The organism is Pseudomonas viridiflava, from assembly GCF_003702045.1.
Lineage (GTDB): Bacteria > Pseudomonadota > Gammaproteobacteria > Pseudomonadales > Pseudomonadaceae > Aquipseudomonas > Aquipseudomonas viridiflava_C.
This window is the reverse complement of sequence record NZ_RBTP01000011.1, coordinates 28,947-43,720: the sequence shown is the minus strand read 5'-3', so window position 1 is coordinate 43,720 and position 14,774 is coordinate 28,947. Positions and strand designations below refer to the sequence as shown.

General features: G+C 59.7%; 11 protein-coding genes and 4 tRNA genes. 8 read left to right on the top strand and 7 right to left on the bottom strand.

The window, feature by feature from the left end:
- Position 1: 1 nt before the first annotated feature.
- The gene (locus ALP40_RS01655) at positions 2 to 2,353 is read right to left on the bottom strand and encodes an ATP-binding protein (protein ID WP_122206562.1); all 2,352 of its coding nucleotides are present in this window, start codon (positions 2,351 to 2,353) and stop codon (positions 2 to 4) included.
- 88 nt (positions 2,354 to 2,441) lie between these two features.
- Between ALP40_RS01655 and ALP40_RS01650 the strand changes: the two genes are divergently transcribed.
- Positions 2,442 to 3,332 carry an ATP-binding protein gene (locus tag ALP40_RS01650; protein WP_122206561.1) on the top strand — a complete coding sequence of 297 codons (891 nt, stop codon included), beginning with the start codon at positions 2,442 to 2,444 and terminating at the stop codon, positions 3,330 to 3,332.
- Entirely contained in the window at positions 3,329 to 3,811 is a 483-nt protein-coding gene (locus tag ALP40_RS01645) for a GAF domain-containing protein (RefSeq protein WP_122206560.1), read from the top strand. Before ALP40_RS01650 ends, ALP40_RS01645 begins: the two co-directional genes overlap by 4 nt.
- A 270-nt stretch (positions 3,812 to 4,081) precedes the next feature.
- Here ALP40_RS01645 and ALP40_RS01640 read toward each other — a convergent pair whose 3' ends face one another.
- Entirely contained in the window at positions 4,082 to 4,840 is a 759-nt protein-coding gene (locus ALP40_RS01640; RefSeq protein ID WP_122206559.1) for a hypothetical protein, read from the bottom strand.
- Between the two features lie 284 nt (positions 4,841 to 5,124).
- On the opposite strand from ALP40_RS01640, the gene ALP40_RS01635 reads away from it, so the two are divergent.
- From ALP40_RS01635 to ALP40_RS01620, 4 genes are all read left to right on the top strand, one after another.
- Positions 5,125 to 5,200: transfer RNA gene (locus tag ALP40_RS01635), tRNA-Glu, on the top strand.
- A 2-nt stretch (positions 5,201 to 5,202) separates the two neighbouring features.
- A tRNA-Gly gene (locus tag ALP40_RS01630) sits at positions 5,203 to 5,278 on the top strand.
- Positions 5,279 to 5,376: 98 nt separating this feature from the next.
- Positions 5,377 to 5,452 (top strand) — tRNA-Glu (locus ALP40_RS01625).
- Positions 5,453 to 5,455: 3 nt separating this feature from the next.
- Positions 5,456 to 5,531 (top strand) — tRNA-Gly (locus ALP40_RS01620).
- Positions 5,532 to 5,592: 61 nt separating this feature from the next.
- Here ALP40_RS01620 and ALP40_RS01615 read toward each other — a convergent pair.
- Both ALP40_RS01615 and ALP40_RS01610 read right to left on the bottom strand, forming a co-directional pair.
- Positions 5,593 to 5,865: a cupin domain-containing protein gene (locus ALP40_RS01615; RefSeq protein WP_122206558.1), complete on the bottom strand. Its 273-nt coding sequence runs from the start codon at positions 5,863 to 5,865 to the stop codon at positions 5,593 to 5,595.
- Between the two features lie 255 nt (positions 5,866 to 6,120).
- On the bottom strand, positions 6,121 to 6,843 hold the full coding sequence (locus ALP40_RS01610; RefSeq protein WP_122206557.1) for a pirin family protein: 723 nt from the start codon (positions 6,841 to 6,843) through the stop codon (positions 6,121 to 6,123).
- A gap of 451 nt (positions 6,844 to 7,294) precedes the next feature.
- Between ALP40_RS01610 and ALP40_RS01605 the strand changes: the two genes are divergently transcribed.
- Together ALP40_RS01605 and ALP40_RS01600 are read left to right on the top strand one after the other, a co-directional pair.
- On the top strand, positions 7,295 to 8,245 hold the full coding sequence (locus tag ALP40_RS01605) for a GlxA family transcriptional regulator (RefSeq protein WP_122206556.1): 951 nt from the start codon (positions 7,295 to 7,297) through the stop codon (positions 8,243 to 8,245).
- A gap of 124 nt (positions 8,246 to 8,369) precedes the next feature.
- The gene (locus ALP40_RS01600; protein WP_122206555.1) at positions 8,370 to 9,887 is read left to right on the top strand and encodes a winged helix-turn-helix domain-containing protein; all 1,518 of its coding nucleotides are present in this window, start codon (positions 8,370 to 8,372) and stop codon (positions 9,885 to 9,887) included.
- On the opposite strand, the gene ALP40_RS01595 is transcribed toward ALP40_RS01600, so the two are convergent.
- The 3 genes from ALP40_RS01595 to ALP40_RS01585 all read right to left on the bottom strand — a co-directional run bounded on the left by ALP40_RS01595 (position 9,867) and on the right by ALP40_RS01585 (position 14,729).
- Positions 9,867 to 12,641, bottom strand: a complete 2,775-nt coding sequence (locus ALP40_RS01595; RefSeq protein ID WP_122206554.1) for a winged helix-turn-helix domain-containing protein — start codon at positions 12,639 to 12,641, stop codon at positions 9,867 to 9,869. The two genes, ALP40_RS01600 and ALP40_RS01595, sit on opposite strands and share 21 nt — an antisense overlap.
- Before the next feature lie 62 nt (positions 12,642 to 12,703).
- Positions 12,704 to 13,141, bottom strand: a complete 438-nt coding sequence (locus ALP40_RS01590; RefSeq protein WP_122206553.1) for an AraC family transcriptional regulator — start codon at positions 13,139 to 13,141, stop codon at positions 12,704 to 12,706.
- Between the two features lie 160 nt (positions 13,142 to 13,301).
- Positions 13,302 to 14,729 carry a mechanosensitive ion channel family protein gene (locus ALP40_RS01585; RefSeq protein ID WP_122206552.1) on the bottom strand — a complete coding sequence of 476 codons (1,428 nt, stop codon included), beginning with the start codon at positions 14,727 to 14,729 and terminating at the stop codon, positions 13,302 to 13,304.
- Between the last annotated feature and the right edge of the window lie 45 nt (positions 14,730 to 14,774).

Here is a 14,774-nt window from a genome sequence, read left to right as displayed (position 1 = left end):
GTCAGCTGTTCTCGGTGATCGGAATCCACTGGTCCAGAATGCTGACCAGCTCGGCCCGTCTGAACGGTTTGGCCAGGTAATCGCTCATGCCGGCGGCCTTGCATCGCTCTCGCTCGTCCGGCATGGCGTTTGCCGTCAGTGCAACGATGGGCAGATTGGGCCACCGGCCGCTGCTGCGAATCTGCCGGCTGGCTTCGTAGCCATTCATGACCGGCATGTTGCAATCCATCAGCACCAGATCGAAATCACTGCGCTCCAATTGCTCAAGCGCTTCGCCACCGTGACTGCTGACGGTGACTTCGCAGCCCAGTTTGGCAAGCATGCCCTTGGCCACCAGTTGATTCACCGGATTGTCCTCCACCAGCAGAATGCGGGCCGGTCGCTGGGTGGCCTGCTCCTGCAGTGTCATGGTTCGCGCGCCGGTTTCCTCTTGGGTCAGCACGCGGCGCAGTGTGTGGTAGAGCGCATTGCGCGCCAACGGCCTGGCCTGTTGATGCAGAGGGGCGAGGGCACTGACTTGCTCGCCGGGCATGAAGTTGCCGTAAGCGGTCACCAGCAGAATGGGGGCTGGCGTGATGGGGCGAATGGCGAACAGGCATTCCGGGCAATCGGTGATGACCAGGTCGGGACGGGTGTCGAGCGCGAGCGTTTTGCTGCGCTCATCCATGCTGCGCCGCTCCAGCTCCACGCCCCATGCGGGGAGCAGGCTTTGGAGCATCTCCACCAGTCCGCTGCCGGGCGAACTGAACACGGTCACACGACCCTTGAGCGAGGCAGGGGAAATCGCCTCGATATGCACCGGCAACGGCAGTTCTGCACAGAACTGGCTGCCGGAGCCTGAGCTGGACTGGAAGCTCAACGTGCCATTCATGGCCTGGCACAGGCTCTGCGTCAGCGACAGCCCAAGGCCGGTGCCACCAAATTGGCGGGTGATCGCAGCCTCTGCCTGGGTAAAGGGCTGAAAGATTCTGGCTTGGGCCTCCTGCGCAATGCCGATGCCCGTGTCTCGTACTTCGATCCGAACCCGATGCTCCCCAGTGGCAGGGTCGGTCAGGTGATTCAGCTTCACGTCCACACGTCCGAATCGGGTGAATTTCAGCGCGTTGGATAGCAGGTTGCTGACGATCTGCCTGACTCTGGTGGGGTCGCCGGACACCATCGCCGGAAAATCCTGGGCAATCAGGCAAGTCAGTTCGACGCTGGGCGCTGCGTTCTGGGACAACAGGTTGGCGGTGTCCTCGACCAACAGGCCCAGATCGAAAGGAATGCGTTCGATCTCCAGGTGCCCGGCATTGAATTTGGACATGTCGAGAATGTCGTTAAGCAGCTCCACCAGCACCTTGCCCGAGTCATGGGCGATCAACAGTTGCTGACGTTGTTCGGCATTCAGCGGGCCATCCAGCGACAGCGCCAGCATGCCCAGCAGTCCGTTGAGTGGCGTGCGGATTTCGTGGCTCATATGGGCCAGGAACGCCGAGCGCGCATGGGCCATGTCGAGCGCCGTGCTGCGTGCGATCTGTAGTTCTTCGTTGGACTGGCGCAATCGGATATTGCTGGTGTGAAGCTCGTTGGTACGCGCCGAGACGATGCTTTCCAGCTGATTCAGGTGGTCGGTGAGCTGATCTTCTGCCTCGCGGCGGCGGGCGAACTCACGGGTCACGGTTTCAATCTGGCGATTGAAGGTTTCGACCAGCACGCCGATTTCATCCTGCTCATGGTTTGGCGGGCAGGTAATCTTTGCCTGCTGCGGGCTGCGCGGGTCATGGCTGCTAAGGTCCCGGATCACGCCAACCAGAGGCTTGGTCAGCGTCGCGTAGAACAGAATCGTCAGAATCGCTGCCAGCGCCAGGCTGCGGACAAAGCCATTGAGCAGCGTGATTTCGGCGCGCTGCATGAAGTGGCTGCCGAACGCAAACGTGTCGACGGTCAGGTACAGCGTGCCGATGGTTTCATTCGGCAAGTGATCCAGGCTCAGTTTTTCCTCGAACTGACGGCTTTCACCGAACATCCAGTCGCTGAGTACCCGATAGCGTCCTGTCGCCATAGGACGCTCGACGCTGGAAAGCACCATATTGTTGTTATCGGTCAGCTTGGCGCTGACCACGGCGGGCGAGCGCAGCAGGCCCAGCGTCAGTTCCTGGGCCAGTTCTGCATCGATGTTGTACGCGATGCGCGAGGCGGGGTTCTGAATGATTTCCAGCAGGGAGCTGATTTCGCGATCGATGGACGCGTCTTCGCTGGCATAATCGATTGCGATCTGAAACAGGCTGAGCAAGGTTCCCAGAGCAAAGCCGATCAAGACGGCCAGGCGTGCCTGTTTGAACGAAAGCCTGTTGGTGAGCCTTATATCCATGAATACTTACTGCCACTTCCGGTACCCAGTGCCGGGCAAGCATAGCTGATCGGGGCAGGTGATCAGTCAGTTAATACAAGGAGAAACCGTGGATTCTCGGTTAAATGCTTTTCTGGAACGTGCCGACGCCGTCCTTGCGCGCCTTGAACCGCTGCTGCCAGCGCTTCGCGACCCCATCGACTGGACACAGGCGCTGGCCGCGCGTTGGGTGCGAGAGGGGCGTGTCGGCTACCTGATGCCGCTGGAGGTCAGTCTGGACATGCGCTTGTCCGACCTGATCGGTGTTGATTTGCAGCGTGAACAACTGGGGCGCAACACGCGCCAGTTCATCGACGGGCTGCCGGCCAACCATGCGCTGCTCTGGGGCTCGCGCGGCACGGGCAAGTCTTCGCTGATTCGCGCGCTGCTGGCCGAATACGCGCCGTCGGGGCTGCGTCTGATCGAGATCGAGCGCGATCACCTGGCTGATCTGCCACGCGTGGTGGAGCAGTTGCAGAAGTTGCCGCAGCGGTTCGTGCTGTTCTGTGACGATTTGTCGTTCGAATCGGGGGAGGGTGATTACCGCGTACTCAAGAGCGTACTCGACGGATCGCTTGAGCAGGCGCCGGACAATGTGTTGCTGTACGCCACCTCCAATCGACGCCATCTGGTGCCTGAGAAGGAAAGCGACAACGCCAATTGGCAGCAGGTCGACGGCGAGCTTCACCCGAGCGAGGCCGTGGAGGACAAGATCGCCTTGTCCGATCGTTTCGGTCTTTGGCTGTCGTTTTACCCCTTCACTCAAGACCACTACCTGAATGTGGTCGAGCACTGGATCACTCAATTGGCGCAGAAGTCCGGCCTGAGCTGGCAGCGCGATGAGGAGCTGGACAAAGCCGCAGTCCGCTGGGCGACCGGACGCGGTAATCGAAATGGTCGCTGTGCCTACCAGTTCGCACGGTATTGGGTAGGTCTTCAATTGCTGGAGCAACATACATGATCAATCTGCAAGACACGGGCGAAGGCCTGGACGGTTACAACCTGCTGGCCGCTCAACTGGAAGCGCTGTTGGCCGATGAGCGTGACTTCATCGCCAACGCCGCACAGTTCTCTGCTTTTCTGTACACCCAGATCGACGATCTGAACTGGGCGGGCTTCTATCTCAATCGCAACGAAGAATTGGTCCTCGGGCCGTTTCAGGGGCAGGTGGCCTGCGTGCGAATTCCGTTTGGACGTGGTGTGTGCGGCGCAGCGGCGCAGAGCAGACAGACTCAGCGGGTCGAGGATGTGCATAGTTTCGCGGGTCATATCGCCTGCGACAGTGCTTCGAACAGCGAACTGGTCGTGCCGTTGATCAAGGACGGGAAACTGGTGGGTGTGCTGGACCTGGACAGTCCGAGCGTGGGGCGTTTCAAGGAAGCGGATCAGGCGGGGATCGAGCGTCTGGTGGCGATCTTTCTGGCGGCGACCGACTGTTGAGCCCGTTGCGGTAGACGCTTATAAGCCGCCTCTTATCAAACAACCTGTAACCCACTGAAGAAGCACGATTTTTTTGTAGGAGCACGCTTGCCCGCGATACGATCTTACAGACAGAAAATCAGTGACTGAACTGATGCAATCGCAGGCAAGCGCGCTCCTACGGTCCGTATTTGCTGCGCGGCAGCGCTACGTCGGAGACGTGGCGGCGCCTCCTACAGTCAGATGCTTGCAGGTGCATCTGGCTGTTTCAGGGGCAGAGGTGCCAAGTCATCAATCGTAGATGACTTTCTTCTTCCATTCCGATTCGGTGTCGTCAGCCTTGAGGCCTTCGGTCAATGCGTTGTCATCGTCTGCCGTTGGAGCCGTATTGGTCAGCACCATTGAGTTGGCGCGGGCCAGTTGTTTTTCCATTGCCAGCAACTGCTGCTGATAAGTGACCGGGTCCGGCTGGTTGCGCAGATACTGCACGCCACGCTCGAACGCCAGACGCGCCTGACCTGGCTGGTCTTGGGAAAGCGCCATCTGCCCAAGGTTGTTGAAAAATTCGATGTGCAGGTTCACCAGGATGGTGCGGATTTCACGAATCCAGTGCTTGGCCTCGCTGGTCTGCAGAAAACCGTCGTGCGCGGCACGCGTCACCTGACCATGCAGGGCTTCGAGCAGAAAGCGTACGTCCTTGGCCTTGGCTTCGGTCTGGATCGGCGTGACCGGGTTAGTCACCTCAATGCGGTCACCCTTGGCCACCTGCCCCTCAAGTTCCGCGATGCGGCTTTTGAGTTGGGCGTTGCCTTTTTCCAGTGCCAACATCCGCTGCACCACGTTCAGTTCCAGGCGGGTCAGCAGCAGTTTGAGTGCCGGAGACATTAGTTGGCCCGGGAAGACTTCGGTGATCTCACCGCATCGACGGAGGCGATCGCTCAGCTCAACCTTGGCACGTGCCTTGTCCAGTTTGCTGTTTTCAGCGACGTGGTTCAGATAGCCGATCGCGATCAGCACAGCGATACCGGCTATTACCATCAGCGTGATCATGAGTGGAGTCACTGCGCAAACCTCAATTGTTCAAGTAATTTTGCAGGGAGTGTAGTGGCTAAGCACTACTGCGCATAGATGTGCCTGTCGGACTTTGTCATATCGCTTCTATTATAGGTGCGTAATCGTAAACCGTCGGTCGGTGCCTGAACGAAGTCGAAGTCGTTGATTTCAATAAATTTTCAGAATGGGGTTGACGACCCCTCAAACCATCCATAGAATGCGCGCCACTTACAGCGTAAAGCACACAGCGAAGCGCAATAAGTAGTGAATGTTGTACGTGTGTCCCCTTCGTCTAGTGGCCTAGGACACCGCCCTTTCACGGCGGTAACAGGGGTTCGAGTCCCCTAGGGGACGCCATTGCGGGAATAGCTCAGTTGGTAGAGCACGACCTTGCCAAGGTCGGGGTCGCGAGTTCGAGTCTCGTTTCCCGCTCCATTTTTAAGCAGCCTTGCTTTACGGCAGGGTTGAGTGAAACCAGAACCCTCTTCGGAGAGGTCTGGAACTGAAACATACACCATGATGTTTCAGGCAGTGTCCCCTTCGTCTAGTGGCCTAGGACACCGCCCTTTCACGGCGGTAACAGGGGTTCGAGTCCCCTAGGGGACGCCATTTGCGGGAATAGCTCAGTTGGTAGAGCACGACCTTGCCAAGGTCGGGGTCGCGAGTTCGAGTCTCGTTTCCCGCTCCAAATTCACAAACACGCCGCTCAACAGAGCGGCGTTTTTGTATGCGCGTTTTAAGCACGGCTTTTAAGCCAGCCGTTCAGCCAGCAATGCATCCAGTTCCGGCATCAGAGTCACGCTTTCCTGCTCGTTGGGGTCGGTGCGAGCGATGAGGGCAGTGGCTTCAAGTTCGTTACTCAGATTGTAGGGCACATGCGGCATGCCTGCGGGAATGTAGAAAAAATCGCCTTCTTCAACTGTCGCGTGTTTTTCGAGCGCTTCGCCGTACCAGCAACCCGTTCCACCTTTCAATGCATAGATGGCGGTCACGTCACCAGGCGGGATGGTCAGCAGTTGCATGTGAATATGCCGGGCGCCTGCGCTTTCGGCCGATATCCCGACGTTTTAGAAAGGGGAGGGTGATACGCAGCTGAACGCCAACAGTCACACGCTGTGTGCGGAGCGTGAATCAGGCTCTAGAGCGATCAAGTGAAACAAAGTAACAAGCATCCCCCGATCCAGATGTGCCTGAAGTGTGGCGTAGACAGAAACGCCGTCCAATAAGACGGCGTTCTGCAGGTTTCGTAACGTATTGCCCGGGAGGGCGCTCAGCTATCAAGGCATCTGGGGCAACTCATTGGGCCGCAAATCGAACACCAGCACCTCGGCATCCACCCCTTCGGTCAGCGTAATGACTTGCTCATCACGCAGACGCACACCATCACCTTCGCCAAGCGCCTGGCCGTTGAGCACCACGCTGCCGCGTGCCACATGCACGTAGGCGTAACGGTTGGCGGCCAGTTCAAGCGTTGCCGTTTCGCTGCCATCGAACAGACCGGCATAAACGCGAGCGTCCTGGCGAACCTTGAGCGCACCCTTTTCGCCGTCGGGCGAGATGATTAACTGCAAGCGACCGCGTTTCTGCTCAGGGGTGAAGTGCTCCTGCTGGTAGTTCGGTGTCGCGCCGCTGATGTTCGGCACGATCCAGATTTGCAGGAAATGCACGCCCTCGGTCTGCGAATGATTGAACTCGCTGTGCGCCACGCCGCTGCCAGCACTCATCAGTTGCACGTCACCGGGACGGATCACTGAGCCAGTCCCGAGGGTGTCCTTGTGCTCCAGTGCACCTTCGAGCACGTAAGAAAAAATCTCCATGTCACGGTGTGGGTGCTGGCCGAAGCCTTTGCCGGCGGTTACACGGTCATCATTGATAACCAGCAGATCGGAGAAGCCCTGTTCGTTCACATCGCGATAACCGGCGAACGAGAAGGTATGAAAGGATTTCAGCCAGCCATGATCGGCTGCGCCACGATTGGAAGCTTTGCGAAGAGTCAGCATGAGTGTTTCTCCATCCGGTTGTCGACGCTGCAGATTCAGGTATCGACGTAGTGAGATGAAGGTTACGGGTTATCGACTGTCGCAATAAGTGGCTGAAAGATGAATGACTGTCTTGCTGTGGTTGACAGTTTCCGGTGGAGGCTCCGGTGTCCGTTGAGCCTGTGCTGTTTCGTATTAAACAGAGACGTTAGGAACGCGCTTGGTTTGGGCGGCCATCGGACGAGACGTCTTTTCGATCAGGCAATCGGTAATTGGGCTGACGCCATCGCGGGCAAGCACGCGCCTACGGTGCTGTGCTGGCGGACGCAGTGCCTTTTCAGAGGGCAATGCTTCGATCCGAAAGGGCTGTCTGTGACGGCCACGTCTTATCCAGGCGCAACATCCCCATTGCCCATGATCTCCGCCATAATGCGCGCCTTGACCCTTACTCTTTTCAAGTGACGCATCCCTCATGAAAACCGTGGCAATGGTCCTGTTTCCGGATTTCCTCCTGCTCGACATGGCGGGCCCGATGGAGGTGTTTTCTATCGCCAACCGCTATCTGGCACCCGACGATCATTACCGGCTATGCACCGTGGGCACGCAGCACGAAGCCATTCGCGCCTCCAACGGTGTGCGCGTCATGGCGGATGTCCCTATGGAGCAGGCCGCAGGCGTTCATGATCTGCTACTGGTGCCCGGAGGGCCTGGCGCTTACGACGAAAAGCATCAGCCGCTGGTGCGCTGGTTGCAGCATGCCAAGGGGCAGGCGGGGTGCATTGGATCGATCTGCACCGGCGCGTTCATCCTTGGCGAAGCGGGTCTGCTCGATGGTTATCGTGTGACCACCCACTGGCATTACACGGATCGACTGATCAAACGCTTTCCGAAAGCCATCGTCGAAACCGATCAGATCTACATCAATGACCGCAACCTGCTGACCTCCGGCGGGGTGACGGCAGGCATTGACCTGGCCTTGGCCGTCGTTGCGCAGGATCACAGTAAGAAAGTCGCCCAGGACGTCGCCAAGGTGTTGCTGGTTTTAATGAAACGGCAGGGTGGTCAGGCGCAGTTCAGTCCGTTGATGGGGGCCGTTGCGCCTCAGGAAACAGCCGTCACCCGCGTACAGAATTACGTGCTTGAGCATCTGGATGAATCGTTCAGCGTCGAGCGCATGGCCTCGATGGCCAACATGAGCGCTCGGCATTTCGCACGACTGTTCACCCGCGAGGTGGAAATGACGCCTATGGAGTTTCTGCAACGCGCCCGCATCGACCGCGCCCGCAGTCTGCTGGAAGTCAGCGACCTGCCGCTCAAGACCGTCGCCTATCGCAGCGGCTTCGGCAGTGTGCGCCACATGCGTTTTCTGTTCGGCGAAAAGCTGGGGCTGACGCCCACTCAGTACCGCGAGCAATTCAGTTAGTTTCGGGTTATTTGCCCAAGTGTCCGTATCCGGCATCGCATTGACCGTGTGGCTCCCCCTGGAAAACTTGTTCCGTCCCAGTTGCCTGCCAAGATGAATAGGATCTATTGAGCAAGGTGATGCAATGGACTGCCAGCCCCAAGGCTTCAGCCATCCGACGCCCCCTGACATCAGCGAACGGCCTGCGCCGGACGACGTTTTGCGGTTCGGCCCTTTTACGTTTCATGTTCGTCAGCGGCTGGTCACGCGCGACGGCGAAGCATTGCGGCTTGGCGGGCGAGCGCTGGATATTCTGCAGATTCTGGTCGAACACGCCGGAGAGATCGTTGATAAACAGGCGCTGATCGCTCGCGTCTGGCCGGATTCGGTCGTAGAAGAGATCAACCTGCGTGTGCAGATTGCCGCGCTGCGTCGGGTGCTGGATGGCGGGCAGCGTTATATAGAAACCCTCGCACAACGCGGGTATCGCTTCAAAGCGCCCGTCCATCAATCCCGCATGCTTTCGAAAACGGCAGCTGTGTGCATCCCGAACAATCTGCCGGTGCGCCTGAATCAGGTCATTGGTCGTGAAGACATCGTGGGCAAGCTGGTGCGCCAACTGCCCGCACGACGCTTCATTACACTGATTGGTGCGGGCGGTGTCGGTAAATCAACCGTGGCCTACCGTGTGGCGGAGCGTCTGGTGCCGCATTATCCGGATGGGGTGTGCGTCGTTGATTTCTCAATCGTGGACAGCGAGCAGGCGCTGATGGCTTGCCTGGCCCGTTTGTTGAAACGGGACGGCCCGTATGCCTTGGCAAGCCTCTTCGATGAGCTGGCAACAGGGCGCCGTCTGCTTGTTTTCGATAACTGTGAAGCCTTGCAGGCACGCTGTCGGCACTGGGTCGATGTGTTGCTGGCGCAGGGCAGTGAACTGGCCATTCTGGCCACCAGCCGTCAGCCGCTGAATGTCAGGGATGAACAACTGTATCGACTTGAACCTCTGGCAGTGCCGCCGTCCTCGGCACAAATAAGTGTCGAACAGGGGCTTGGTTATTCGGCGGTGCAGCTGTTTTTCAACCGTGCCCAGTCCTGTCAGCAGACATTTGTGTTGCAAGACCGCGACATGAAAATCGTCGGCGATATTTGCCGCAAGCTGGACGGGCTGCCCTTGGCCATCGAGCTTGCGGCGGCGCAGATCAATGCCTTCGCTGTGGTGGGTCTGCATGCCCGATTGAGTCAGTGTGTCCATTGGCTGACCCAAGGGCGACGTACCGCCGTCTCTCGCCATCAGTCGCTCAGGGCTTCACTGGACTGGAGTCATCAGCGACTGAGCCTGCGTGAACAGGCGGTGCTGCGCCGCCTGGCCGTTTTCGACAAAGGGTTCACGAGCGAGTCCGCTGTCGATGTCATCGGCTGTGACGGGCAGGGCGCGCAGTCGGTGCGGGACAGTCTGGTGCAACTGGAGCGCCACTCGTTGCTTTCAAGCGCGCAGGGCGTCGAGGCAGTACGGTATCGGCTACCGCATACCGTTCGGCTGTTTGCGCTGGAAAAACTGGAGCACAGTGGCGAACTTCAGACGTTCGCCGCGCGCCATGCGCGCCACCTCAGCCTGCAACGCTGGCTGACGACCAGCGCCCAGTCAATGCAACTGGTTGAGTAGCGCCCTCGCCGCCAGCAGGTCCGGGGTGTTCAGTCCCTCACTGAAGCGCGCATAAACAGGCGACAGCAACACCCGCGCCTGCTGCGCTTTACCCTGACGCAACCACAGGCCCGCCAATGAAGTTGCGCTGCGCAGTTCCCAGGTCAGCGCGTGCTGAGTCCGTGCCACTTCCAGCGCACTCAGCAACAGTGCCTCGGCTTCCGGTTCGTCCTGCTGTAACCGCTCAACCGCCCTGCAACGCAATATTTCCGCCGTACACCAGCCGGCCAGCCCTGCTTGAGCGCGCGCCACCCTCTCCGAGCCCACTGGCCCGGGCCGCAGGGTCATCATGATGTCGCCAATCAAGCCTGTGCCCTGGGGGTGTTCGGCCTGATCGACAGGTGTACCCAACAACCGCCGATACATCCTGGCCCAACCATGAAACAGCATGACCGAGTGCTTCTGTGCCTGTTCAAGCAACAGCTTCACGCGCTCGCTCGCTAACCCGGTATCGCCGTTGTAAAAAGCGATGGGGCAACCGACCACTGCAAGGCTGTAGCAGATGGAGGCGCCGTGGTTGATCTGCAGCGCCAGGTCTAGCGCTTGAGACGCCGTGCGCGAGGCTTGTTCGGGCAGGCCCTGTATCCAGAGAATGCGGGCCAGCAGGGTCAGCGACGCGACACTCAGGTCGTATTGAATGCCGAAGCCTTGGGTGAAGCGATTAAGGTGCCCGTTGTGCGCCATACGCTGAATGACTTGCTCGGCGTCACGTCTGGCCTGTCGCTGGTCCCCTGTGTAATGCAGCGCCAGCGCCCGCAGGCGTTGCGCACTCAGGCGTAACGCTTCGCTGGCGTCCAGCCCCAGGCGATAGAACTGGCGACTCTGTTCAAGGGTCGGCAGGTAATCACCGCGACACAGGTTGACCGCGACCAAGCCGGATATCGCCTGCAACTGACCGGCCAGATCGCCGGACTGTTCGGCCAGCACCTGCGCGGTATCGAACGCCTCCACCGTTTCCGGCGTGCTACCGACGGTGTGGTAGGAGAAATTGCCCTGCGCCAGCTTTAGCACCTTTTTCAAATCCAGGCAGGGCAGGGGATTGGCGTCCAGCAGCATCAGTGCCCGGCGCACGTAATGGCCGTGTTCCTTGAGCAGGGACAGTTCCTGCCAGAGCGGTGCCGACTGGGCCACAAGGTGAAGCGCAGTGATGTGCGGGGTGTCGGCGTTCAGCCCCCAGCCCAGCGCAGACCGGATATCTTCCAGGCTCTGGCTGTAGCGTTCTATCCACTGCGCGGTGGGCATGTTTTCCCAGTCCGATCTCGCCTGCTCCATGATCGCCAGGCAGCGGCGTGCGTGCCGTGCCTGGGTGGCTGGCAAGTCGTTTTGCACGTGCAGTTTTTCGAGCGCATAGCGGCGCGTGGTGTCGAGAAGGTGGTAGGACACATCGTCATCGCCGACTTCCACGTTCAGCAGAGACTTGGCCACCAGTTGTGTGATGGCGTTGAACACTTCATACGTCGCCACCGGTTGATCACTGATCACGGCTGCGGCGGACTCTATCGAGAAGCGGCCGCTGAAAATACCCAGTCGCTGCAAGCAGGCCTGCTCGCACGCGCTCAGCATCTGGTAGCTCCAGTCCAGCGTATTGCGCAGTGTCTGATGGCGGGTCAGCGCAGTGGAAGGATCGGCGCCCTGGTCCCGGTCACTGTGCTGCAGGTGCTCCAGCACACCGCTCAGGTGCAGGTGGCCGACTTGCGCGGCGGCCAGCTCGATGGCCAGCGGAATACCGTCCAGGCGCCGGCACAGTTCAATAGCCAGCGGCAGGTTTTCATCGGTCAGCTCAAACTGCTCATGGCTGGCCATCGCCCGCTCGACGAACAATTGCAGGGCTGCGAAATCCATTGCCGACAAGCGATCGAGGCTGTCCGGTGGCGGGCAGTCAAGGGCGTCCACTCGCTGCACGAATTCGCCCTCGGCTCTCAGGCTCTCACGGCTGGTGGTCAGAATGTGTACCTGTGCCGCGCTGCGCAGCAGACTCTCACTGAGGATGGCGACGGTATCGATCATGTGTTCGCAGTTGTCGATCACCAGCAACATGTCCCGCTCGCGCAGAAACCCGGCGAGATGACCCACAGGGTCATCGTCTGGCAGCGACAGCTCCAGCAAGGCCGAGAGGTGGGGGACGATCATCGCGGGGTCGGTCAACGGGGCCAGATCCAGCAGGCGGATGCCATCGCGGTAACGGCCGATCAGTTGCTCGGCGACGCGCAAGGCAATGGTGGTCTTGCCAATACCGCCCGGGCCGACCAGAGAAATGAACCGATGCTGCTGCAACTGGCCGACCACATGGTCGATCAGCGCTTCGCGCCCCACCAAACGGGCGCGCCGCATGGGCAGGTTGTGGTGGGTCGGGGTCGTCATGCGGGCATCCGGTGCGTTCTCGCTGCGTTCCAGGGTAAACGGTGCGACAAAGCTGTAACCGCGTTGCGCGACGGTGACGATGTAACGTTGTCCTGCCTGACCATCGCCAAGCGCTTTGCGCAAGGCGGCCATATGCACCCGCAGGCAACCGTCCTCAACCACGGACTTGGGCCACACCTGGCTCATCAGGTGCTGCTTGCTGACCACCTTGCCTGCGTGCTCCAGCAGCACCAGCAGAATATCCACGGCGCGCTGCCCAAGGCGCAGCGGCCTGCCGGCTTCCAGGACCAGGCGCTGTTGCGGATAGATGCGATAAGGGCCGAAGCGCAGGGCCTGTTCGGTGAGAACGGTCAACGGTCTTTTCCAGTTCAGAGGGGTGGGAAAGTCTGCGTGCAGCGTAGCTTAACGGCGCACGTTCACGACGCGGACAACCCTTGACCCTGGCCTGCGTTTTTCGCATGCCCACGCCAGGTAAAGGGGTTGATGCCTTCGGCGCGGGAGAAGATATGCGAAAAATGCGATTGATCGCAGAAGCCGCATTCCTGGCTGATTTGGGTCAGGCTCATGGCCGTGTGCTGAATCAGGCATTTGGCGCGGGCCAGACGCTGCTCGCGAATCCATTCCTGAGGCGACAAACCGGTGCTGCATTTGAACGCGCGGGAAAAGTAACTGCGTGACAGCGCGCATGCTTTTGCCAGTTCAGCGACTTCGATGTTCTCACTCAGGTTGTCGAGGATCAGTTGCTTGGCCAGGCGTTCCCGCCAGGGCGACAGCCCGCCGCTGTGGCAGCCAGCTTTCTCGGAGCCCTGTGCGCCAGGGCATAGCTTGCAGGTAAAGCGTTGAAAATGGGCCATTGCAAATGTCCTTGTTGGAGGGTCGCTTTCCATGGGCAAAGATTTGCGCAGAGGTCGCCATTCTTGGGTTGGCAGGCCGTTCTGACGAGTTAATCGTTGTTAATTTCGACGCGCTTGAGGAATGGCCAGTGGCTTGCCCTGGCGCTCTGGCGTGAGGGTTTCAGCGGTTCTGCAACCAGCCGAGGAAGCCACCTTTCCTGACCTGCGGCGGGCGGGCCAAGAGGATGGAATGGCTGTTCTTCTGACGCACCGCCTGCAGTTTGTGCAAGGCCGTATTGACCTGGCTGGACTGCGCCATACAGGCGCGGGCGATGTTTTTGTCGATGCGATAAACGATGCTGGAGGTCAGCGCGGTGAAGCAGGCTTCGGACGGCGTGTCGTCCAGCAGGCCTTGCTCGCCCAACACTTCGCTCGGCCCCATGCGACCGGCTTCGACGCGTTGCTCGCCATCGACCACGGCTGCGCTGATCACGCCGGTGGCAATCACGAACAGACCGTCAGGCACTTCGTTCAGGTCCAGGACTACCTGGCCTGCGGAGTACTGCTGAGCAGTCATGTGCTGCGCCAGTTCATCCCGCTCCTGCTCACTGAGCGAACGGAACACTTTCACTTCCTCCAGCAACGCACGGGCCCGTGATGCCGGCTCGACAACCGCGTCGGGCTGACGAACGATACCGGCGGCTTCCAGGTGTCGGTGGGCGAGGTCGAACAATTGATTGCGCACTTCACCTTTCTTGCTCAGGTCGGCGATGAAACCACTGGCCACGTATTCCGACATGCTGTCACCGGAGGCATGCAGGACGGCTTTCGGCGCCGGGCTGAGCAACAGGCTGCTGCTGCCTTGCAGGGTACGCTCCAGTGCATCGAGTACCCGGCGCGGGCGAATGTGGGTCGGCACCTGAATGCTGATTGACACCCCGTGCATGTGGGTCGGGCGACTGAGGTTGACGATCTTGGCTTTGGCCGCCACCGAGTTGGGCACCACGGCGGTGCTGCCTGCGTGGGTCAGCAGGTGCGTAGCGCGCCAGTCGATGTCGAGCACCTTGCCTTCCACGCCATCGATCGACACCAGATCGTCTACTTGATAGGGCTTGGTGGTGTTGAGCACGATGCCGGAAAACACGTCACTCAGGGTGCTTTGTAACGCCAGGCCCACAATGATCGCCATCGCGCCGGACGTTGCCAGCAGTCCTTTGACCGGCAACTCCAGCACATAGCCTGCGGCGGCCACGACGGCAATCAGAAACACCAGAGCGCCGATCACGTCCTGCAGCAGCCGTCCGCTGTGTCCGATACGGTGCATCAGCGCCAGGCCGATCAATACGGTCAGCACCCGCGCGGCGTACACCCACCAGAGAATGGCCAGTGCCGTGGCACCCAGTTGAATCACGCTGTCCTCAGGCCAGGACGGTGCCTGTAAAGGACTGATCCCCGCGTTGATGATGATTGTGCTGAACGCCAGAAACAGGGCCAGCCTGATGCCGACGCGCACGACTCTTTGCTGCATTGGGGTCACGTGCCAGATGAGCACATCGGCCAACAGCAGCAGGGCGCTCCAGATCAGGGGATGGCTCAATGATGGGGACATGGCTGAAGCTCCGCAAAACGTGATGGGCCGGCTGTTTGCACCGTG

Coding starts and splice junctions, on each gene's coding strand:
- ALP40_RS01610 (WP_122206557.1), bottom strand. CDS start 6,843: ATGCTGACTCTTCGCAAAGCTTCCAATCGTGGCGCAGCCGATCATGGC.
- ALP40_RS01585 (WP_122206552.1), bottom strand. CDS start 14,729: ATGTCCCCATCATTGAGCCATCCCCTGATCTGGAGCGCCCTGCTGCTG.
- ALP40_RS01615 (WP_122206558.1), bottom strand. CDS start 5,865: ATGCAACTGCTGACCATCCCGCCTGGTGACGTGACCGCCATCTATGCA.
- ALP40_RS01605 (WP_122206556.1), top strand. CDS start 7,295: ATGAAAACCGTGGCAATGGTCCTGTTTCCGGATTTCCTCCTGCTCGAC.
- ALP40_RS01645 (WP_122206560.1), top strand. CDS start 3,329: ATGATCAATCTGCAAGACACGGGCGAAGGCCTGGACGGTTACAACCTG.
- ALP40_RS01655 (WP_122206562.1), bottom strand. CDS start 2,353: ATGGATATAAGGCTCACCAACAGGCTTTCGTTCAAACAGGCACGCCTG.
- ALP40_RS01590 (WP_122206553.1), bottom strand. CDS start 13,141: ATGGCCCATTTTCAACGCTTTACCTGCAAGCTATGCCCTGGCGCACAG.
- ALP40_RS01640 (WP_122206559.1), bottom strand. CDS start 4,840: ATGATCACGCTGATGGTAATAGCCGGTATCGCTGTGCTGATCGCGATC.
- ALP40_RS01600 (WP_122206555.1), top strand. CDS start 8,370: ATGGACTGCCAGCCCCAAGGCTTCAGCCATCCGACGCCCCCTGACATC.